Annotated in this window: 16 protein-coding genes; 9 read left to right on the top strand and 7 right to left on the bottom strand. The window is 32.5% G+C overall.

What is annotated here, in order from left to right; genetic code table 11:
* Positions 1 to 87: 87 nt before the first annotated feature.
* Entirely contained in the window at positions 88 to 2,646 is a 2,559-nt protein-coding gene (locus tag ATE84_RS18230; protein WP_101449324.1) for an ATP-dependent Clp protease ATP-binding subunit, read from the bottom strand.
* A gap of 363 nt (positions 2,647 to 3,009) precedes the next feature.
* On the opposite strand from ATE84_RS18230, the gene gyrA reads away from it, so the two are divergent.
* Both gyrA and ATE84_RS18220 read left to right on the top strand, forming a co-directional pair.
* Positions 3,010 to 5,553 (top strand): DNA gyrase subunit A, encoded by a 2,544-nt coding sequence (gene gyrA / locus ATE84_RS18225; RefSeq protein WP_101449323.1) that lies wholly within the window; start codon positions 3,010 to 3,012, stop codon positions 5,551 to 5,553.
* Positions 5,554 to 5,581: 28 nt separating this feature from the next.
* The gene (locus tag ATE84_RS18220; RefSeq protein ID WP_101449322.1) at positions 5,582 to 6,871 is read left to right on the top strand and encodes a tetratricopeptide repeat protein; all 1,290 of its coding nucleotides are present in this window, start codon (positions 5,582 to 5,584) and stop codon (positions 6,869 to 6,871) included.
* Between the two features lie 95 nt (positions 6,872 to 6,966).
* On the opposite strand, the gene pheT is transcribed toward ATE84_RS18220, so the two are convergent.
* The gene (pheT, locus tag ATE84_RS18215) at positions 6,967 to 9,393 is read right to left on the bottom strand and encodes a phenylalanine--tRNA ligase subunit beta (RefSeq protein WP_101449321.1); all 2,427 of its coding nucleotides are present in this window, start codon (positions 9,391 to 9,393) and stop codon (positions 6,967 to 6,969) included.
* Positions 9,394 to 9,523: 130 nt separating this feature from the next.
* Here pheT and ATE84_RS18210 point away from each other — a divergent pair, with 130 nt between their 5' ends.
* Together ATE84_RS18210 and ATE84_RS18205 are read left to right on the top strand one after the other, a co-directional pair.
* Entirely contained in the window at positions 9,524 to 10,756 is a 1,233-nt protein-coding gene (locus tag ATE84_RS18210) for a peroxiredoxin (protein WP_101449320.1), read from the top strand.
* A gap of 136 nt (positions 10,757 to 10,892) precedes the next feature.
* Positions 10,893 to 11,993 carry a DUF2911 domain-containing protein gene (locus ATE84_RS18205; RefSeq protein ID WP_101449319.1) on the top strand — a complete coding sequence of 367 codons (1,101 nt, stop codon included), beginning with the start codon at positions 10,893 to 10,895 and terminating at the stop codon, positions 11,991 to 11,993.
* A 72-nt stretch (positions 11,994 to 12,065) separates the two neighbouring features.
* Here ATE84_RS18205 and ATE84_RS18200 read toward each other — a convergent pair whose 3' ends face one another.
* Both ATE84_RS18200 and ATE84_RS18195 read right to left on the bottom strand, forming a co-directional pair.
* A complete protein-coding gene (locus tag ATE84_RS18200) occupies positions 12,066 to 13,142 on the bottom strand; it encodes a DUF418 domain-containing protein (RefSeq protein ID WP_101449318.1) in 1,077 nt (358 codons plus the stop codon).
* A 67-nt stretch (positions 13,143 to 13,209) separates the two neighbouring features.
* On the bottom strand, positions 13,210 to 14,082 hold the full coding sequence (locus ATE84_RS18195; RefSeq protein ID WP_101449317.1) for a GyrI-like domain-containing protein: 873 nt from the start codon (positions 14,080 to 14,082) through the stop codon (positions 13,210 to 13,212).
* Positions 14,083 to 14,275: 193 nt separating this feature from the next.
* Between ATE84_RS18195 and ATE84_RS18190 the strand changes: the two genes are divergently transcribed.
* From ATE84_RS18190 to ATE84_RS18170, 5 genes are all read left to right on the top strand, one after another.
* Complete coding sequence (locus tag ATE84_RS18190; RefSeq protein WP_101449316.1) at positions 14,276 to 14,671, top strand: lipocalin family protein; 396 nt, start codon at positions 14,276 to 14,278, stop codon at positions 14,669 to 14,671.
* Complete coding sequence (locus ATE84_RS18185) at positions 14,671 to 15,753, top strand: hypothetical protein (RefSeq protein ID WP_101449315.1); 1,083 nt, start codon at positions 14,671 to 14,673, stop codon at positions 15,751 to 15,753. Before ATE84_RS18190 ends, ATE84_RS18185 begins: the two co-directional genes overlap by 1 nt.
* 58 nt (positions 15,754 to 15,811) lie before the next feature.
* Complete coding sequence (locus ATE84_RS18180; RefSeq protein WP_101449314.1) at positions 15,812 to 16,369, top strand: porin family protein; 558 nt, start codon at positions 15,812 to 15,814, stop codon at positions 16,367 to 16,369.
* Positions 16,370 to 16,640: 271 nt separating this feature from the next.
* Positions 16,641 to 18,734 (top strand): phosphate acetyltransferase, encoded by a 2,094-nt coding sequence (pta, locus tag ATE84_RS18175; protein ID WP_101449313.1) that lies wholly within the window; start codon positions 16,641 to 16,643, stop codon positions 18,732 to 18,734.
* A gap of 49 nt (positions 18,735 to 18,783) precedes the next feature.
* On the top strand, positions 18,784 to 19,968 hold the full coding sequence (locus tag ATE84_RS18170) for an acetate/propionate family kinase (RefSeq protein WP_101449312.1): 1,185 nt from the start codon (positions 18,784 to 18,786) through the stop codon (positions 19,966 to 19,968).
* A 28-nt stretch (positions 19,969 to 19,996) separates the two neighbouring features.
* On the opposite strand, the gene ATE84_RS18165 is transcribed toward ATE84_RS18170, so the two are convergent.
* The 3 genes from ATE84_RS18165 to ATE84_RS18150 form a co-directional block, all read right to left on the bottom strand.
* Positions 19,997 to 20,437 (bottom strand): SRPBCC family protein, encoded by a 441-nt coding sequence (locus ATE84_RS18165; protein ID WP_101449311.1) that lies wholly within the window; start codon positions 20,435 to 20,437, stop codon positions 19,997 to 19,999.
* Between the two features lie 61 nt (positions 20,438 to 20,498).
* Complete coding sequence (locus ATE84_RS18160; protein ID WP_101449310.1) at positions 20,499 to 21,047, bottom strand: DUF1697 domain-containing protein; 549 nt, start codon at positions 21,045 to 21,047, stop codon at positions 20,499 to 20,501.
* A 359-nt stretch (positions 21,048 to 21,406) separates the two neighbouring features.
* Complete coding sequence (locus ATE84_RS18150) at positions 21,407 to 21,805, bottom strand: heme-binding protein (protein ID WP_101449309.1); 399 nt, start codon at positions 21,803 to 21,805, stop codon at positions 21,407 to 21,409.
* Between the last annotated feature and the right edge of the window lie 111 nt (positions 21,806 to 21,916).

Below are 21,916 nucleotides of genomic sequence, written 5' to 3'. Positions count from 1 at the left end.
TTTAATAAAGAATTCTGTCTAGTGATTATAAAAAAGACTGTTATTTTAAAATAACAGTCTTTTTTATAATTGTTCTATTTTAAGGATTTAGGATTCTGTAGATTCTTCAGCTTTTTTAATAGTGATTGTCAATTCACCAGAATCATCGTCCATATCCATGAATATACTATCTCCTTCTCTGAGTTGAGAATTTATGATCTCTTCTGCTAAGGCATCTTCTATATATTTTTGGATAGCTCTTTTTAAAGGTCTTGCTCCATATTGTCTGTCAAATCCTTTTTCGGTAATGTAATCCTTAGCTTTTTCGCTTAAAGATAGGTCATATCCAAGATCTTTAATTCGCCCGTATAGTTTATCAAGTTCAATATCTATGATTTTATGGATATCTTCTCGTTCTAATGCGTTAAATACAACGACATCATCTACTCGGTTTAGAAACTCAGGAGCAAATGCCTTTTTCAATGCATTTTCTATTACTCCCTTGGCATAATCATCTGCCTGAGTTTTTTTTGCAGAAGTTCCGAAACCAACTCCTTGTCCAAAATCTTTCAGTTTACGTGCCCCTATGTTAGAGGTCATGATAATGATAGCGTTTCTAAAATCAATTTTACGTCCTAGGCTATCAGTAAGATATCCATCATCTAGTACTTGAAGCATCATATTGAAGACATCAGGGTGTGCTTTTTCAATTTCATCTAGTAAGACAACAGCATATGGTTTTCTTCTTACTTTTTCAGTAAGCTGCCCGCCTTCTTCATAACCAACATATCCGGGAGGAGCTCCAATAAGTCTTGAAACTGCAAATTTCTCCATATATTCACTCATGTCGATACGAATAAGAGTGTCTTCACTATCAAAAAGCTCTCTAGCTAATACTTTGGCTAATTGTGTTTTACCAACTCCGGTTTGTCCTAAGAATATAAATGATCCAATAGGTTTGTTGGGGTCCTTAAGTCCGGCACGGTTACGTTGTATCGCCTTTACAACTTTGGTTACTGCTTCATCCTGACCAATAACTTTACCCATAATTAGATTAGGTAATTCTGCTAGTTTATTACTTTCAGTTTGTGCAATACGATTGACAGGAATCCCTGTCATCATAGAAACTACATCTGCTACATTTTCTTCATCAACAGTTTCTTTATGTAACTTAGATTCTTTTTCCCATTGTTCTTGTGCTACACCTAGTTCTTTCTCAAGATTCTTTTCATCATCTCTAAGCTTAGCAGCTTCTTCGTATTTTTGTTTCTTGACTACACTATTTTTGAGTTCTCTTACTTCTTCAAGTTTTTTCTCAAGATCAAGTACTTTTTTTGGAACATCAATATTGGTAATGTGTACTCTAGAGCCTGCTTCATCTAAGGCATCAATAGCTTTATCTGGTAAAAAACGATCTGTCATGTATCTGTTGGTTAGTTTTACGCAAGCTTCGATAGCTTCTTTAGTATAACTAACATTATGATGTTCTTCATATTTTTCTTTAATATTATTAAGAATTTCTATAGTTTCCTCAATATTTGTAGGTTCTACAATTACTTTCTGAAAACGTCTTTCTAAAGCACCATCTTTTTCTATATATTGACGATATTCATCTAAAGTTGTAGCTCCAATACATTGGATTTCCCCTCTTGCTAAAGCTGGTTTAAACATATTTGAAGCATCTAAGCTTCCTGTAGCACCACCAGCACCAACAATTGTGTGAATTTCATCTATGAAAAGAATAATATCATCGTTCTTTTCTAGTTCATTCATTACTGCTTTCATTCGTTCTTCGAATTGTCCACGATATTTGGTTCCTGCAACTAAGCTTGCCAGGTCTAGAGTGACCACTCTTTTGTCAAATAGGATTCTAGAAACTTTTCGTTGAACAATTCTTAGAGCAAGTCCTTCTGCAATGGCAGATTTACCAACTCCAGGCTCTCCTATAAGTAGAGGGTTGTTCTTTTTACGTCTACTCAATATTTGAGATACACGCTCTATTTCCTTAGATCGTCCTACTACTGGGTCGAGTTTTCCTTCTTCTGCCATTGCTGTTAAATCACGGCCAAAGTTGTCTAAAACAGGAGTTTTAGATTTTTTTCCAGCTTTACTTCCTCCAGAAGGAGAGTTAAAAGGATTTTCTTTGGATGAATCTCCTGTTAAATCATCATCATCTTCAGAGAAAGATTCTGCTTTTGGGTTGTCTATATATTCTTCTTCGTTAGCAATCATAAACTTAAATTGGTCTTTAACATTATCGTAATCTACTTTTAAACGATTTAAAAGCTTTGTAGTTGGGTCGTTTTCATTTCGTAGGATGCATAACAAGAGATGGGCTGTATTGATAGAAGAGCTTTGAAATAGTTTAGCTTCCAAAAAAGTAGTTTTTAATGCTCTTTCTGCTTGCCTGGTTAAATGTAAATTTTTTTTCTCGTTTGAGGCGACAGCTATATTAGGATTTGCCGGACTAAGGATTTCAACCTTTCTTCTTAAATTGGTTAAATCGATATCTAATGCATCCAGAATATTAATAGCTTTACCACTTCCGTCACGTAACAACCCTAGCATAAGGTGTTCGGTGCCAATAAAGTCGTGCCCTAATCTAAGAGCTTCTTCTTTACTGTATGCAATAACATCCTTAACTCTGGGCGAAAAATTATCATCCATAAAATTATTCTCTTTCTTTATAACTAAAATAGTAATTTTTAGAATTATATTGACAAAAACTATTCCTTTTAATCGATCATTAACATATATATAATGATAATAGGATATTTTGTCATGCAATTTCAGGCTTTAAAAAACACTAGCTCTGAGATAGTGTGTTTTAAGGCTTTTTTGCTTTTAATGGTAAATAGACAAAAAATGCTTTAATAATCAAAACCTATGATCGCAGACTTATTAACCATCTATATCCTTACTATTGTTAATAAATTACGTATATTAGATAGGTAATTGGCTGTTAAAGCTGTCTTAATTTACTTAAATTAGCGCGTTTAATTAATCAATTTTAGAATAAAATAATTTTTTATGGCTGATGGAGAAAAGCTAATACCTATCAATATAGAAGATGAGATGAAATCTGCTTACATTGATTATTCAATGTCTGTTATAGTATCTCGTGCACTTCCTGATGTTAGGGATGGCCTTAAGCCCGTACATAGACGTGTTTTATACGGTATGTATGAACTGGGTGTTAAAGCAAGTAGTGCCCACAAGAAATCTGCAAGAATTGTAGGTGAGGTTCTTGGTAAATATCACCCACATGGGGATACGTCTGTATATGATACGATGGTTCGTATGGCGCAGGAATGGAGTTTGAGGTATATGCTAGTTGATGGTCAGGGTAACTTTGGTTCTGTTGATGGAGATAGTCCTGCGGCTATGCGTTATACAGAAGCAAGAATGCGTAAGATATCTGAAGACATGTTGGCAGATATCGAAAAAGATACTGTAGATCATACATTTAATTTTGATGACACGTTACAAGAACCAACAGTTCTACCAACGAGAGTCCCAGGATTATTAATAAATGGAGCTTCAGGAATTGCAGTAGGTATGGCAACAAATATGCCCCCTCATAATTTAAGTGAGGTTGTTGATGGTACAGTTGCGTATATTGAGAATAACGATATCGAAATTGATGAATTAATACAGTATATTAAAGCCCCGGATTTTCCTACAGGAGGAACAATCTATGGTTATGATGGTGTTAGGGAGGCTTTTAAAACTGGTAGAGGAAGAGTCGTTATACGAGCTAAAGCAAGTTTTGAAGAAGTAAACGGTAGAGAAAGTATAATTGTTACCGAGATCCCTTATCAAGTGAATAAGGCAGATATGATTAAAAAAACTGCTGACCTTGTTAATGATAAGAAGATTGAAGGGATTTCTACAATACGTGATGAGTCTGATAGAAACGGTATGCGTATCGTATATGTTCTTAAACGTGATGCAATACCTAATATAGTACTAAATCTTTTATATAAATATACAGCCTTACAATCTTCGTTTAGTGTAAATAATATTGCACTGGTTAACGGAAGACCACAGTTGTTGAATGTAAAAGAAATGATTCATTATTTTGTTGAACACAGACATGAAGTAGTTGTTCGTCGTACAAAATATGAATTGAAAAAAGCAGAAGAAAGAGCTCATATACTTGAAGGTTTAATCATAGCTTCTGATAATATTGATGAAGTGATTGCTTTAATTCGTTCTTCCGCAAATGCAGATGAGGCACGCGAAAAATTAATAAAGCGCTTCAAACTTTCTGAAATACAGGCCAAAGCAATCGTAGAGATGCGTTTGCGTCAATTAACCGGTCTTGAGCAAGATAAACTACGTGCGGAGTATGATGAGTTGATGAAGACTATCGATGACCTTAAGGATATTTTGGAAAAGAAGGAGCGTAGAATGCAAATTATTAAGGACGAGCTAGCAGAAGTAAAGGAAAAATATGGTGATGAGCGTCGTTCTCAAATAGAATATGCAGGAGGAGATTTGAGTATCGAGGATATGATTCCTGATGAAAAAGTTGTTATTACAATTTCGCATGCAGGATATATTAAAAGAACTTCTCTTAATGAATATAAGAAACAAAATAGAGGAGGAGTTGGACAAAAAGGAAGCACAACGCGTAATGAAGATTTTCTTGAACATTTATTTGTAGGAACCAATCATCAGTACATGTTGTTCTTTACTCAGAAAGGAAAATGTTTCTGGATGAGAGTATATGAGATTCCAGAAGGAAGTAAAACTTCTAAAGGAAGAGCTATTCAGAATCTAATTAATATACATAGTGATGATAAAGTGAAAGCCTTTATCTGTACTCAGGATCTTAAAGATGAAGAGTATATCAATTCGCATTATGTAATTATGGCAACGAAAAAAGGTCAGGTCAAAAAGACATCGTTAGAACAATACTCCAGACCAAGAACAAATGGTATTAATGCAATTACTATAAAAGATAATGACGAGCTTCTCGAAGCTAGGTTAACTGATGGTAAAAGCCAGGTAATGCTAGCAGTAAAATCAGGTAAAGCAATACGATTTGAAGAAGAAAAAACCAGACCGATGGGACGTGGAGCCTCAGGAGTAAGAGGAATCAGGCTTGCAGATGATAAAGATGAAGTAATAGGTATGGTAGCTGTTAACGAAATGGAAAGTAATATCTTAGTAGTTTCAGAAAACGGTTATGGAAAACGTTCTAAGTTAGAAGATTATAGAATAACGAATAGAGGAGGTAAAGGAGTTAAAACCATTTCTGTAACGGATAAAACAGGAAGTTTGGTGGCAATTAAGAACGTTACCGACTTAGATGATCTTATGATTATAAATAAATCAGGGATCGCTATTCGACTAGCAGTGGAAGATTTACGTGTGATGGGACGAGCAACACAAGGAGTGCGTCTTATTAATTTAAAAGGTAAAGACTCTATTGCTGCAGTAGCAAAAGTTATGCACGATGAAGATGATATTGATCAGGACGAAGATATGGAGGGTGTTGATCCTTCTGTGACTGATACTGATAATGCTTCAGATGGCACGAATATTGATAGTGAAACAAAACAATAATTAAATCCCATTTTAAAAAACTCAAGTAATGAAGACTAAATTTATCGTAGTACTATTCCTAGCTATTGGTGCTTTTGGATTTGCTCAAAAGAAAATTACACCTAAACCGGCATTAAAAGCTGCTGCCAAAGCCTTAAAATCTGGTAATATGGATGTGGCTGCAGAAGCATTACAAGCTGCAGAAGGACAGTTAGACGCTGCTGATGAAAAAATGAAAGCACAGTATTATTTTTTTAAAGGTCAGGTTGTAGCTTCTACTGCAGGTGAATCTATAGATAAAATCGAAAGTGCAGCAAATGCTTATAATAAAACAATAGAAATTGAAAAAGCAGCAGGAGGATCTAAATATACTGCAGATGCTACTCAAAAATTACAATTATTACGTCAGTCTTTAATTGAAAATGCAATTAAAGATCAGAATGCAAAAAACTATAAAGCAGCATCAGAAAAATTGTATTTAGGGTATACAACTAATAAAGCTGATACAACATACCTATATTATGCAGCAGGTAATGCTGTTAATGATAAAGACTATGATACTGCTCTAAAATATTATAAGGAATTAAAAGACCTTGGTTTTAGCGGAATAAAAAAGGAGTTTGTTGCAACTAATAAAGAAACTGGTAAAGTTGATGCTTTTCAATCAAAGCAAGTAAGAGATATTTCTGTAAAAACTGGAGAATATATTAAACCAGAAATTAAAACATCTGACTCCAAAAAAGGGGAGATTGCTAAAAATATTGCTTTGATTTATATGAGTCAAGGAAAAGATGAAGAGGCAATAGCTGCTATTGAAGATGCTAAAAAAGAAAATCCTGGGGATTCTGCATTAATGCAGGCAGAAGCTGATGTATATTATAAGTTAGGAAATATTGCTAAGTATAAAGAAATTATGGAACAGATCGTATCTAACGATCCTGAAAATCCGGATTTACTATATAATTTAGGAGTTAGTGCATCTCGTCTTGGTGATAATGACCAAGCAATGGGGTATTATAAGAAGGCTTTAGAATTAAAGCCTGATTACACTGCTGCTCAAATCAATATCGCTTCTATAATTTTAAGTGGAGAAACTAAGATTGTAGATGAAATGAATGGATTGGGAACATCTTCAAAAGATAATAAAAGATATGATGAACTTACAAAAAAGAGATCAGAATTATATAAATCAGCTGTCCCTTACCTTGAAGGGGCTCTAAAAAGTAATCCTGATAATGTAGAAGCTATTCGTACTTTAATGAATATATTTTATCAGTTGGATGATCCTAAAGCTGGTGAAATGAAAGATAAACTTAAAGCTTTAGAAGGAGGTAACTAATAGTAGAGCTTTTCAATAGATCATAAAAAAACCGGAATATATATTCCGGTTTTTTTATGATCTTATTTATAGTGTCCTAGATTGAATATTGTTATTTATCTAAGTTCGGCCCCTAATTTATTTTCAAAATTATACTGTAACTTGTTCATAATCTTATCGATTTGTTTATCGGTAAGTGTTTTATTATCGTCTTGCAAAATGAAGCTTACAGCATACGATTTTTTCCCTTTTGGTAGATTTTTACCTTGGTACACATCAAATAAATTTACATCTTTTAAAATTTGTTTTTCAGTTTGCTTGGCAATAGTGTGAATTTCTTCAAACTTTATAGAATCGTCCAGTAGTAAAGCAAAATCACGACGTACTTCGGGAAACTTTGGAATATCTGTATACTTTATTTTATTGTGTCTTACATATTCTAAGATAACATCCCAATTAAAATCAGCATACAATACTTCCTGAGAAATAGAAAAATGTTTAAGCACGGGCTTCTTTAGGATTCCAAAATCTACTAATCTGGATTTACCAATACTCAAAGAAAGACCTTCTGCAAAAACGTCATTCTTTACAGGAGATGTTTTCAATCTTGTTATTCCCAAACGCTCTAAAACAGAGAGTATGATTCCTTTTAGGTAAAAGAAATCACTTGTTTGCGAATTCGTGGTCCAGGTTTCTTTGGATCTATCTCCAGAAATAATAATACTTAGATGTTTATTTTCTGTTCTTTTATCCTCATAATTATGATACGTTTTTCCAAACTCAAATAATTTAAGATCTGATCGTTTTCTATTGCTGTTATACGATACTGCCTCTAGGCCCGAAAATAACATAGATTGCCTCATTACTGCCAAATCATTACTAAGTGGATTTAGCATTTCTACATTATTTTCATTTTTAAGTTGCTCACTCAAGGCGATATAGTCTGGAGAAGTAAGAGAGTTAGCTAACATCTCACTAAACCCTTGACCAACGAGTTGGTTTGATATGGTATTTTGTACATTATGATCAGAGAACTTATCAATATTTGATATAGAAGCATTTAATTTTTGAGTAAAACCAATAGTATTATACCCATATACTCTAAGAATTTCTTCTATTACATCAACTTCTCTTTGTACATCATTTCTATAAGCAGGAATGGTAAGACCTATTCCTGTTTCAGTTACACTGTTGATTTTAATATCTAATGAAGTGAGAATTCTTTTAATCGTTTCTCGAGGCACTTCTTCACCAATTAATTTTGTCGTATTTTCAAAAGATAAAATCACCTGAAAATCTTCAATCTTTTTAGGATATAGATCCATAATTTCGCTAGAAATATTTCCCCCTGCAAGTTCTTGTATTAATAGGGCGGCTCTTTTCAGCGCATATTCGGTAATATTTGGATCAATACCTCTTTCAAACCTAAAAGAGGCATCGGTATTTAATCCATGTCGTTTTGCTGTTTTACGAATACTAATTGGATTAAAATAAGCACTTTCTAAGAAAATGGAGGTTGTTCTTTCTGTAACACCAGAATTTGTTCCACCAAATACACCAGCAATGCAAAGAGGTTTTACAGCATCACAAATCATAAGATCTTCCTGGTGCAATTCTCTTTCTACTTCATCCAGAGTTGTAAACTTGGTACCGGCATCAACAGTTTTTACTTCGATTTTATTCCCCTCTATATAATGTGCATCAAATGCATGTAAGGGTTGTCCTAACTCGTGCAAAACATAATTAGTAACATCTACGACATTATTTTTTGGAGCAATTCCTATCGCTTTCAATCTATGTTGTAACCATGCAGGAGACTCACTTACTTTAATATCAGAAATTGTTACACCACAATATCTAGGTGCGAGTTCAGTATTTTTGACTTCGATGTCAATTTTATTTAACCTGTTTTCTACTCTAAAATTGCTTACAGATGGAGTGATAAGTTCTAAATTAAGATCCTTTTGTAATAATCCAGCTTTAAGATCACGTGCAGTACCCCAATGACTCATTGCATCCGCACGATTAGGAGTTAATCCAATTTCGAATACAGAATCATTTTCAATATCAAATATGTCTGCAGCTTTAGTTCCCACAGTGATGTCTGTACTTAAAACCATAATTCCATCATGACTTTTCCCTAAGCCTAATTCATCCTCGGCACAGATCATACCATGACTTTCTTCTCCTCTTATTTTTCCTTTTTTTATGACCCATTCTTCACCTTTATCATTATAAAGTTTTGTGCCAATAGTTGCAACAGGAACTTTTTGTCCTGCAGCAACATTAGGAGCGCCACAAACAATCTGAACTGGTTCACCTCTTCCTAAATCCACTTTGGTGATTTTAAGCTTATCTGCATTTGGATGTTTTTCGCAATTAAGAACTTGCCCTACTATTACACCTTCTAGTCCTCCTTTTACACTTTGATAGGATTCTATTCCTTCTACTTCTAATCCCAGGTCGGTAAGGAGTTCTCCGGTTTTTTCTGCATCCCAATCAATATTAATAAATTGCTTCAGCCAGTTATATGAAATCTTCATTTGTGATGTTTCTAAATTCAGTGGGTAAAGATAGTATATTGGGTAGAGGATACAAATAGTTCCTATGGTATATCTGTCAAATAAATTATAGTATATTTAGCGAGATATTATTCTAATCAAATTTAATGTTATGAAAACAGGAATTAAGCTATTTACTATTGTTTTTCTTTTCGGAATAATTTCTTGTAAGAAAGAAAAACCATCTGATTTGATTGATTTTAAAAGTGGCCCCTGGAAAGCAACTTTAGAAGTTCAGGATGATAAAAAACTTCCTTTTTTGATTGAAGTAATGGAGGATCAGACATTAAGAATTTTTAATGCCGAAGAAACAATTGATGTTGATGAAGTCATAATTAATAAAGATTCTATATTAATTAAGTTTCCCGTTTTTGAAGGATATATAGCCGGTCGATTTATAGATTCGATGACGATCTCTGGAAGTTTTATTAAAAATAGTCTGGATAGAGTAGTGCCTTTTACAGCAAAATATGGAGAACAGGATCGATTTGAAATCGTTTCAAAACCAAATCATGATATTACAGGGAATTGGGAGACCGTTTTTAGTAAAGACAATGAAGAAGATAGGTATATTGCAAAAGGGACTTTTAAACAGAATGGAAATGTAGTTACGGGTACATTTAGAACAACTACAGGAGATTATCGTTATTTAGAAGGTGTTTTAAATAATGATCAATTACAATTATCAACTTTTGATGGAGCTCACGCTTTCTTATTTAATGCAAAGGTTACAGATAGTTCATTAAATGGATACTTTTATTCTGGTAATCACTGGAAAGAACCTTTTGTAGCTAAAAGAAATGAGAACTTTAAATTACCTTCTGAAGATTCACTAACTTTTCTGAAAGAAGGATATGATACATTAAAATTTACTTTCCCTGATGTTGAAGGGAATCAAATTTCACTTACAGATGAACGGTTTAAAGATAAAGTGGTAATTGTACAAATTATGGGAACCTGGTGCCCTAATTGTATGGATGAAACCAAATATTATGTAGCGTATCAGAATAAGAATAAAAACAATGGAGCCGAATTTGTTGCATTAGCTTTTGAATATGCAAAGACCGAAGAAAAAGCATTTAAATCTATAAAACGATTGCAGCAAAAATTAAAAGTTACATACCCTATTCTTTTAGCTCAATATGGAACTTCAGATAAACAGAAAGCACAAGAAAAACTACCGATGCTAAATCATGTACTGTCATATCCAACTACTATTTTTATTGATAAAAAAGGACAAGTACGTAAAATACATACAGGTTTCAATGGGCCAGCTACAGGTCAAAAATATGTAGATTTTAAAAAGGATTTTGAAGATTTTGTTAATCAGCTGTTAAAGGAATAGAGAGGTTTAACAATCAATTATGACTTTATTTTTGAGTTTAACACTACCGTAACATTAGGATTGAGATATACCTCTTACATTGTTTAGGTCAGAAATTAGATTTCTCTAAGTGATAATAATTAATCAAAAAAAAGTCATGAAACAATTCAACTTAATTACAACTTGTATTGTGAGCACAATGATGTTGCTCTCAATTCAAACAAATGCGCAACTTACAACACCAGAAGGAAGCCAGCGTGGCCAGGTAATGCAACGTGTAGGAACTACCAATATCACCATTGATTATGGAAGACCAAGTGTAAAAGATCGTGAAATCTGGGGGAAACTAGTTCCTTATGGATATAATAACTTGGGTTTTGGAACATCTACAGCAGCTCCCTGGAGAGCAGGAGCTAACAGCAATTCGACAATAGCGTTTACTCACGATGTAAAAATCGAAGGAAAAGATATTAAGGCAGGCACTTATGGCCTTCATATTGCACTAAAAGAAGATGGTGGTGCTACTGTTATATTTTCTAACAATTCTACATCCTGGGGAAGTTATTTCTATGATGAAAAAGAAGATGCTTTGCGAGTAGATGTTAAGACCAAAGAAGCAGCACATACCGAAATGCTAACTTTTTTATTCCCTAAAGTTGAAGCTAATAGTGCAGTAGCAACATTAAGATGGGAGAAAAAAGAGATCCCTTTTAAGATAGAAGTTGATGTTAAAAATGTGGTAATGAAAGACATTAAAAATGATCTTCGTAATTCTGCAGGTTTCACACAGTCAAACTGGGATAGTGCTGCAAATTATGCATTTAATGCAGGTGAATTAGATCAAGCATTAGAGTGGGTTGATGCATCTATATCTGGTAGTTTTTTTAGTAAAGAGACTTTTGCGAATTTATCTCTGAAGTCACAGATTTTGTCTAAACAAGGAAAAACAAGTGAAGCTATGAATTTTGTAGATAAAGCAGCCAAACTAGGAAGTACTTCGCAGATTTTTAGGTTAGGAACAGGTTTAATAAGCTCAGGGCAAAAGGATAAAGCACTTGTTATTTTAAAGGATAACGTAAAGAATAGTAAAGGTGCATGGCCATCAAATTATGGATTGGCAAAAGCATATTCGGCAACTGGGGATTATAAAAATGCTATAAAAGCAATAAATACATCATTGGGTAATGCTCCCGATCGATTTAAAGGAAGGCTTAATGGTGATTTAGAAAAACTTAAAAAAGGTCAGGATATAAATTAAGGGATTCTGTAACAATAATAAAAAGACCGTCTAATACAATATTAGACGGTCTTCATGTTTTTCATATATTACTTAATCGGTCAATTTCCGCATTATCCATTCAATAGGACCGTATTTTGTATGTTTTTTACTAATCACTGAAAAAATAAGACACACAATAATAAATAATAAGGCGTATAAAAATGAAAAATCTACTGTAAACTCTCCCATTTTTATGGGACTAACTAGTTCTATAACTCCCATTCCTATTATAACATGCGCAATATAAAACGTTAAGGCAAGTTGCCCGGTGCTTTTTAAAGTATGTATGAAAGTAGTATTTTCATATTTCTTTGAAATTAGAATACAAGATGAAATAAGAAATATAGCTAAACTACTCCCAGAAATCATATATAAAGGTAATGGTGGCATAGGATCTGTTCCAAGAATTGGAGTTAATTCTGTAATCATTTCCTGGTTTCCCATAGAAAAGAATAAAATAGAAAAATAAGATAATATTTGTACGGTTATAAATATGGTAAGACTACCCCATAATGCTTTTATAACGATTGTAGTGTTGCTTAATTCCATTTTGCCGAACCACATCCCAATAATCATAAATGCACTCCATGGAATAACAGGGTGGAAACCATTAAAAAAAAGGTTTTTAAAAAAACCTTTTACAGTCCATAAATTTGTATAAGTCATTTTTATATAGTCCCATCCATTATCATAATCCCATAATATCATAAGTATAGGGTATAATATGATCATTCCTATAGCGATAGATAATAGTGTTTTTGGATTACTTTTTATTAAGAATATTGCAAGTAATATATATATCCCGTAAAAGTGTAAAATATCTGCTTGCCATATTGTAGAATAGGATATACCTATTAAGAAAAGAAATAGAGCTCTTTTGAGAAGTTTGTATTTATTTCGGTTTAGTTCATCTGCATTATTACGATGTAATGCACCTTTTGTCATTAATGAAATCCCTACACCCGCCAGAACAACAAAGGTTGCAGCTGCTTTACCATCTAATATTCCTAAAATAGTATTTAAGAATGGGGTACCATGATTTCCAAATGCCATTTTAAAATTAACGATAATCATTCCAAAGATTGCCAATGCTCGCGCTACATCAATTCCAATAATTCTTTTTTGCATAGCACTCTTTTTTTTAAGAACAAATATCGATGAGTAGATTAAAAGCCTTGTTGTTCAATACAGACAATTAGTGCTTTACAGGAATATAAATCTCGGTAAGGAGTTCCTTTTCTGGGGTATCAGCTTCATCATTAAGATAAAACTCTAAAGTAGGTTTGTCTTCAAACTCTAATTGTACTTCGGTTATCCAGTACCCATAGATTAAATTGTAAGTATCTGAAGTGCTCTCATGACTACCTTTATGTATAAATTTGGCATATTTTTGTTGAGCTATGTGTTTCGTTTTAAATAACCCTTTTAAAGGAAAATCTATTTCCTTTTCTAAAACAATCCCAGCATTATACCGACAATGTAAAGTGTCTGTGATTTCATCATCATCTAATATTTCTCCTAATATAATTGTTTCTTCCTTTAATAGATCGTGTTTTGATGCGTATGAAATTAATTGTTTCCAGGTTTTTTCTATACCACTAATATTTTCATAAGATCCTTGATAGGTTAGATATAAAATATCAAAATCAGGAATTTCTTCAAGCTCATAATTAAGAACTTGCTCCTGAGTGTTTTCTAATGAGAAAATGGCTTTTTGGGTAATGTGTTGTTTAATTTTGTTCGAATTTCGAAAAGAGGAAGGAGAACAATTAAACTGTTTTTTAAAGGCTTTACTAAAAGCAGCAATGTCACTATATCCAATTTCATATGCGATATCAGAGATATTCTCAGATGAAAATTTTAGATACTCTGCAGCCTTTTCTAATTTTATTCTTTTTATATATTGACCTATAGTCTCGTGATGTAGTGCAAGAAATATTCTGTTTATATTTCGATAAGAATAAAACGATATGTCTTCGATATCTTTTTTACTGATCTCATTTTTAAATTTTTCTTCTATAAAGAGAATCAGTTTTTTATAACGTTCCAGTTGCGTTGGATTTTCCATGTTTTATCATTTTATAGGAAAGGTACTACGAAATAGTAGTTTTAAAGTTGTCTTTTTAGGACAATTAGGGATGTTACTCATGCAATAAAACAAGAATTTTAAACCCATATAGTGGTCATGTTTTTTTGTCTTAACAGGACAAACGACATACTATTCATGCTTACTAATTTTGATTAAAATTAAAAAGTAAGACATGAACAACAAAATAAGAATAACAATTTTTGTAGTAGTACTATTCACTTTTTCGGTTTATAATGTCAATGCACAAACCGTAGATAAGGATGATCTTATAAAAAAATGGTATTTGGATACTTATAAGATTGGAGTTGAGAAATACCCACCATCCAAAAAAGAAAAAAATGACTATATCCTTTTTAAAAAGGATATGACCTTTATCTCTATGTCTGAAGGAAAAAAGGAGAGTGGTGTTTGGATGTTAAATACCAATGGAAACTATATAATGATGACTGATGATAAAAGAGAAAAGGTAAAGGCATACATCCGTACTTTAACACCTGAGGTTTTAGCGTTGTGTTTTGATATTAAGGAGATTAGGGAGGTAGAAATTTGTTATAAATCAAATTTATAATGAAACATATCTGGAGTGTATCAATGTTTTTCTTGTCTTCTATAGTATTGTCTCAGGAAAGCATAGCCTTAAAAACAATTCCTTTTCATACAGAAAATTTATCGATACATATAGAACAGGTTTTTGATGTCAGAAAAGAAAAAAATTTGGGACTAGGGACTAATAGACTTGGAGAAAAAGTCATTTTTCAGTTACACCCAAATGCACCAAGGGCTATTCTGGATTTTATGAAAACTTCTTTTTTGCATACTAAGGATACAAAACCAATATATATAAAAGTTGAGAATTTAGAAATTCAACAATCTCAGAGTAGTGTAAGTCATATAACGACCAGGGTGTATATAGACTTGGTATTTTATGAAAAAGAAAATGATAAACTGAAAGAACTTCATGCTGTACGGCATTATGAAGAAGAAACTTTTTCTATATCTGATGAATCAAAAATATTTGAAACCTATGAAAAAAGAATCAGAGCTGCATTAGAATATTGTACCCTAAGTTTTATGAATCATTATAAAAAAAGGAACAGACCAGAATCTACATCAAGAGGTATACAAACAAACGTAGAAGATATTTTTTATGAGAAATCTAAATCCAAACATCCAGAACGATTAGGGAAATGGTTTAACATGTTGATATATAAAAAAATATACAGCAAGCATAAGGAAGGGTGGAAGATAAGTTATATAGGATTTGCAGATAGTGATAAAAAATTCATCATACCTTTTGTAATATCTTATGACAGATACAGTATAAAACGAAGTTCACTACTTAATAAAAACTACACATCTGTAGATGCCTTTAGTATTGGAGGTGGTTTTGACGGGTATTTAAAAATAATGCCAGGAATATATGCCAATATAAGTTTAGAAGTGCCTTTAGGGCTTGAAATCGCAAAAAAAACAAACAACAAAAAACAACACAATTTCCTTATCGGAATAAGTTCGAGACAAGGGTTGAAAATTATCCCATGGAAAGATTATGGTATCGTCATTGGAGCTGGTGTGTTTCAGCAAATACAAACTTCTAAGGTATATACCAGAAACTTTGGATTTGAGCTCGAACTTGGAGTTAATTTTTAATCTGAAAACTGATTTCAGAACAGTAATGTATTCAATTTAAACAAACAAATAAATCAAAATGAAGAAAACAATTAGATTAATGTTATGCACAGTGTTATTGGGGATAATAACTATAAGTGCACAGGAAAAACAAAAAGGGATAGAATTCGGAATTAAAGCTGGGGCTAATCTAACCGAATTTAGGAATGCATCTTCTAATTTTAAAATAGGGATAATGGGAGGAGTCTTTTCTCAATATAGGTTATCCGAAAAATTGGCAATTAGATCCGAAATACTTTATTCTGCCCAAGGAGCAAAATCAAAGATTAGTTCTGGTAAAATTAAATTAAATTATATCAATGTATTACCGGCAATGATCAAATTCTATCCAATTAAAAAATTAAACCTTGAAGCAGGACCTCATGTAGGATATTTGTTAAGTGGTAAAGGAGCAGGTTTTGTAAAGAGTAATTTTAAGAAAATCGATTACGGAGTAGCTTTGGGTATAGGATACTCACTAACTGATAATTTAGAAGTTGGAATTAGATATAATCTGGGGTTAGTTGATATCACTAAAGTGAGTACTACATCATTTAAAAATTCAGTGTTTCAAGCTGGTTTAGCTTATAAATTATGACATTTATAATGATTGTATTGATCAAATTAGCAGTAGAATATATTATATCATTTATGGTATAAAGAATTTAAAAACAAAAAAGACATGAATTAAGATGTCAAAAAGTTATATGATATGATAAAAGGTTTAGCGTAATTCTAAACCTTTTTTGCTGAAATGGAAATTGAATTGTTAATATTGTATGACTATGATAGAAAGAAGTTTTATTATACATTGATCTTATGTTAAATTACGGTATTAGCGTATCTTTGCACTAACCAAATTGTTATACATGAGTAAAGCCGTTTATATTGCTACTATAGAACCTAATAGTGGTAAATCTATTGTTGTTTTAGGTATGATGCGTATGCTTCTGGGTAAAGTAGCCAGAGTAGGGTATTTTAGACCAATTATTGACGACCCTAAAGAAGGAGAAGTTGATAACCATATCAATACTGTAATATCGCATTTTGAGCTAGATATTAACTTCAAAAAAGCCTATGCGTATACAAGAAGTGAAGTGCTTCAAAAATACAATCAGGGTAAATCAGGAGAGATTATAGATGAGATTATAAGGAAGTACAAAAACCTTGAAGAAAGATTCGATTTTATACTAGTAGAAGGTACTGATTTTTCTGATGAAGGTAATATCATTGAGTTTGATATTAATGTCATTATTGCTAAAAACCTGGGTATCCCAGCTGTTATTGTTGCAAGTGGAATTGATAAGCAAAATGATGAAATTGTTAGTAATTTAAAACTGGCATATGATACTTTTAATAGTAAAGATGTAGAAGTTTTGGCTATGGTAGCAAATAAGGTTACCCAAAGTTGTGAAAAACAATTAGAAAGTAGTTTTGAAAAAAACTTTGGAAATACTGTCGACCGTATTATTATTCCAAAAGTCAATTCTCTAATTAATCCTACGATCAAAGAGATTGTAAATAAATTGGAAGGAAATGTATTGTTTGGGAAAGAATATCTTAATAACCAGGCTGGGAACTTTGGAGTGGGAGCAATGCAATTACGCAACTATCTTACTCATCTTAAGGATAACAGTCTTGTAATTACTCCGGGAGATCGTGCAGATATTATTTTAGGGGTATTGCAAGCAAATATTTCTAATAATTATCCGAAAATTTCTGGAATTATACTTACCGGAGGAATTATTCCCGAACCACCAATACTAAAATTAATAGAAGGTGTCTCTTTGTCTTTCCCTATTATATCAGTGCCTAGTGGTACATTTGCTATTACCAATGAAATAGGAGCAATTAAATCCAAAATTTATCTAGATAATTTACAAAAGATAAACACCTCAATTAGCATATTCGAAAAATATGTTAATGAAGATCAATTAGCAGATAAACTGATAACATTTAAGTCAGAAGGGTTAACCCCACGAATGTTTCAATATAATTTATTAAAGCGTGCTCTAAAACATAAAAAGCATATTGTTCTTCCAGAAGGATCAGATGAAAGAATATTAAGAGCTACCTCCAGACTGTTAGCTTCAGGAGTTGTAGATATTACTTTAATCGGAAGTGAAAAGAAAATAAAGAACAAAGCCACAAAGCTGGATATTCAAATAGATTTTGATAAAATACAGATTGTTTTACCCACAGAATCCCCTTATTATGACGATTATGTACAAACATTTTATGAGTTAAGAAAGCACAAAAATGTTAACCTGGATATGGCTAAAGATATGATGGCAGATGTGTCCTATTTTGGTACAATGATGATATATAAAGGTCACGCAGACGGAATGGTTTCGGGAGCGGTGCATACAACACAACATACAATTAGACCAGCTTTACAATTTATAAAGACCAAACCAGGAGTAAAAGTTGTTTCTTCTGTATTTTTTATGTGCTTAGAAGATCGAGTATCAGTTTTTGGTGATTGCGCAATTAATCCGAATCCTAATGCAGAACAATTGGCAGAAATAGCAATTTCTTCTTCAGAATCTGCAGCAGCGTTTGGGATTGAACCAAAAGTAGCAATGTTATCATATTCATCAGGAACCTCTGGTAAAGGAGAAGATGTAGAAATTGTTAGGGAAGCAACTGCTATTGTAAAAGAAAAACACCCTGATCTAAAAATTGAAGGGCCTATACAATATGATGCAGCAGTAGATTTAGAAGTGGGACAAAGTAAGTTACCAAATTCTGAAGTAGCGGGTCAAGCAAGTGTTTTGATATTTCCTGATTTAAATACGGGAAATAATACCTATAAAGCTATTCAACGAGAAACAGGAGCATTAGCCATTGGCCCAATGTTACAAGGGTTGAATAAACCTGTAAATGATTTAAGTAGAGGATGTACTGTTGATGATGTATACAATACTGTAATTATAACGGCAATTCAGGCTCAGGGATTATAAAACAAAGTGAAGAAATGCCTGATTTTATACTCTAAACTCTAAAAAAAATATGCAAATACTTGTACTAAACTCTGGAAGTTCATCTATAAAATTTCAATTATTTACTATGCCCGATGCAAAAGTGATTTGTTCAGGTCTAGTAGAACGGATAGGCCTAGAAAATGCTAAAATCTCCTATGCATCTGAGGTAAACAAAATTGAAAAAACGGTGAGTGTGAATACTCATAAAGATGGTTTGCAATTAATTGCCAGTTATTTGATGGATGATGAAGTAGGAGTGATTCGATCGGCATCAGAAATTCATAGTGTTGGTCATAGAGTGGTTCATGGAGGAAGTACGTTTGCAGAAACAGTTGAAATAACAGAAGAAGTAAAACAAAAAATCAAAAAACTTTCTGCGTTAGCACCATTACATAATCCTGCAAATTTGGAAGGAATTTTGGTTGCCGAAGAAATTTTTTCTGACGCACAACAAGTAGCCGTATTTGATACAGCTTTTCATCAAACCATTCCTGTAGAAGCTCATAAATATGCTATTCCGAATAAATTTTTGGATGAGCATAATATCAGAGTATATGGTTTTCACGGTACCAGTCATAAATACGTTTCAGAAAAAGCTACAGAATTTTTAGGAAAAGAAAAATCCAGAATTATTACAATCCACTTAGGAAATGGATGTAGTATGACTGCTGTTAAGGATGGTAAAAGTATTGATCATACTTTAGGATTTGCACCTATGAATGGCCTAATTATGGGAACTCGGTCTGGAGATATTGATCCTGCAGTGATCTTTTATATGGTTAATTCCTTAGGATATTCACTAAAAGAAGTGAATGATCTCTTACAAAAAGAAAGTGGAATGTTGGGATTAACAGGGTATAGCGATTTACGAGATATTGAATCTGAAGCGGAAAAAGGAAATAAAGACTGCCAGTTAGCGCTGCAAATGAATGCATATCGTATCAAAAAATTTATCGGAGCATATGCTTCGATTATGAACGGTTTGGATGCTATTGTATTTACTGCTGGAATAGGGGAGAACTCTGATAAGATTAGAGACTTGGTGTGTAAAGATCAAGAATTTTTTGGTATTCAATTAGATGAAGAAAAGAACAGTATTCGATCTAAAGAAATAAGAGATATAAGTTTAGCTTCTTCAAAAGTAAAAATATTAGTTATTCCTACTAATGAAGAATTAGAGATTGCTAAACAATCATTCAAATTATTAGCATAAAAGTAGTATAGAGAAGAAAACTACAGTATTATTGTCGTTCAGCAAATTCTTTAAATTGGCTGAGCCATTTTTCTGCTGGTTTTCGATACATACTCGGAAATAAAATTGCCATCAACTTTGGCATAATCCAGTTTATGCGAGTGTACTCGTATTCGAATTCATATTTTGTTTTTCTTTCACCTAATGAAATGAAATTACACTTCATAGTATTGTCCATGTGTTTATGGTGATAACTAGCTTCAAATGAATATGGTAGTTCATTTTTGGTTATTGTTTCAATCAATTCCATATCATGTTTTCCATGTTTGTAAAACATTTTAGAAATAGCACCAACTTTACCCTTTTCTCCACTAATCAATTCTTTTTTAATAAACCCATCTTGATATTCCTTAAGATTATCAGGGTTCGCAAACAGCTCTGCCACTTTATCTAAAGATTGATCAATCTCGATATAGCCTTTATGTTTCATATGAATTTAGTTTTAAATGGTTAAAAATTACATTCAGATTTCTTTTGCTTTAATTCATGATTTATGAGTTGACTTCAAGTTTCTTTTCTATTCGTTTGATGGTATTCCAGTTACGAGTTGTGATATGCTTACCAAAATATCGCTCTAGGACTTCCATTCCTTTTGGGGTCTTGGTTATAGAAAGGTCTAAAACACTTACTATAGTTTTATCGATCTTATCGATAATTTTGAAAGCGTTATTATCACTTGTCCATGGTAATTGTAAATCGGTTTCAACATCTTCATGTAAAAAGGAAACATATAATCGAATATCTTTTGTTATTAGTATGTCTCTGAATGGATCGCAATCCAATAAATGATACATCATTTCAGATTTTCTTATAATAGTTGGAATAGGAAAGCCAAAGGTTTTTTCTAAATGATCAGAAATCATTTTTTCAAGACTTTTTACATCATCTTTTGTTGTTTCAAATATTATATTTCCCGAATTAAGAATCGTAGTCACTTTTTCGAAATTCAGTTTTTCCATTTCTTTACGAAGTTCGGCCATGGGAACCTTGTGGTGACCACTCACATTAATTCCTCGTAGAAAAGCAACATATGTATTCATTTCTTTAATTTATACTGTTGATTCAAATTTATTTATTGGTATTGACGTATACAAATGAAGTTTGAAAATTAATACTGCTTATTATCTATTTGATGCGTTAGATTTAATGGCCTCTCCTAAATATCTCTTCATTTTTAACGTAAAGATAGAGAGTAGAATTTACATAAGGTATGTTGTTACTTATCTAACTATTCTAAACTACCATGACCTACCTAGTTTACAATTATCGCACCAGTTCCACAAAAAACTAATGCGAATGTTCCGGTACATTCTGCGATGTGTTTTTTCATTATATGAGTTTTGATTTCATAAAAAAAAGGGTAACATAAAGCTACCCTTTTGATATCATATTTTAACTATTAGATTGCATTTGCACCAGCTTCAGCAACTGCATGGTCATTCTCTACAGAACTTCCACTTACACCTACTGCACCAATTACATTACCTTCTTTATCTTTTATCGGCACTCCTCCAGGGAAAGTGATTAATCCGTTATTTGAATGCTCGATGTTAAATAATGAACCTCCTGGTTGCGATAATTCTCCAATAACACCAGTATTCATATCAAAGAAACGCGCTGTTTTTGCTTTTTTGATAGAGATGTCCAAAGATCCTAACCAAGCACCGTCCATACGAGCAAAGGCTACCAAATTTGCTCCTGCATCTACAATTGCAATGTTCATCTTAGTATCTAATGCAACTGATTTTGATTTTGATTCTGTAATAATTTTTTCTGCTTGTTCTAGTGTAATATTCATAATATATTTTTTTGTTGTTATTTATAATTGCACTGTAAAAATACGATAGAAAGGAATTAAACGTTTACGAGAAAAGTTCAATTAGTTGTGAAAAAAGGTCATTTCTTAATT

The organism is Aquimarina sp. MAR_2010_214, assembly GCF_002846555.1.
Taxonomy (GTDB): Bacteria; Bacteroidota; Bacteroidia; order Flavobacteriales; family Flavobacteriaceae; genus Aquimarina.
Note: the sequence above shows the minus strand (reverse complement) of the source record. Positions and strands in the feature narration are given on the sequence as shown.

Coding starts and splice junctions, on each gene's coding strand:
- ATE84_RS18230 (WP_101449324.1), bottom strand. CDS start 2,646: ATGGATGATAATTTTTCGCCCAGAGTTAAGGATGTTATTGCATACAGT.
- gyrA (WP_101449323.1), top strand. CDS start 3,010: ATGGCTGATGGAGAAAAGCTAATACCTATCAATATAGAAGATGAGATG.
- ATE84_RS18220 (WP_101449322.1), top strand. CDS start 5,582: ATGAAGACTAAATTTATCGTAGTACTATTCCTAGCTATTGGTGCTTTT.
- pheT (WP_101449321.1), bottom strand. CDS start 9,393: ATGAAGATTTCATATAACTGGCTGAAGCAATTTATTAATATTGATTGG.
- ATE84_RS18210 (WP_101449320.1), top strand. CDS start 9,524: ATGAAAACAGGAATTAAGCTATTTACTATTGTTTTTCTTTTCGGAATA.
- ATE84_RS18205 (WP_101449319.1), top strand. CDS start 10,893: ATGAAACAATTCAACTTAATTACAACTTGTATTGTGAGCACAATGATG.
- ATE84_RS18200 (WP_101449318.1), bottom strand. CDS start 13,142: ATGCAAAAAAGAATTATTGGAATTGATGTAGCGCGAGCATTGGCAATC.
- ATE84_RS18195 (WP_101449317.1), bottom strand. CDS start 14,082: ATGGAAAATCCAACGCAACTGGAACGTTATAAAAAACTGATTCTCTTT.
- ATE84_RS18190 (WP_101449316.1), top strand. CDS start 14,276: ATGAACAACAAAATAAGAATAACAATTTTTGTAGTAGTACTATTCACT.
- ATE84_RS18185 (WP_101449315.1), top strand. CDS start 14,671: ATGAAACATATCTGGAGTGTATCAATGTTTTTCTTGTCTTCTATAGTA.
- ATE84_RS18180 (WP_101449314.1), top strand. CDS start 15,812: ATGAAGAAAACAATTAGATTAATGTTATGCACAGTGTTATTGGGGATA.
- pta (WP_101449313.1), top strand. CDS start 16,641: ATGAGTAAAGCCGTTTATATTGCTACTATAGAACCTAATAGTGGTAAA.
- ATE84_RS18170 (WP_101449312.1), top strand. CDS start 18,784: ATGCAAATACTTGTACTAAACTCTGGAAGTTCATCTATAAAATTTCAA.
- ATE84_RS18165 (WP_101449311.1), bottom strand. CDS start 20,437: ATGAAACATAAAGGCTATATCGAGATTGATCAATCTTTAGATAAAGTG.
- ATE84_RS18160 (WP_101449310.1), bottom strand. CDS start 21,047: ATGAATACATATGTTGCTTTTCTACGAGGAATTAATGTGAGTGGTCAC.
- ATE84_RS18150 (WP_101449309.1), bottom strand. CDS start 21,805: ATGAATATTACACTAGAACAAGCAGAAAAAATTATTACAGAATCAAAA.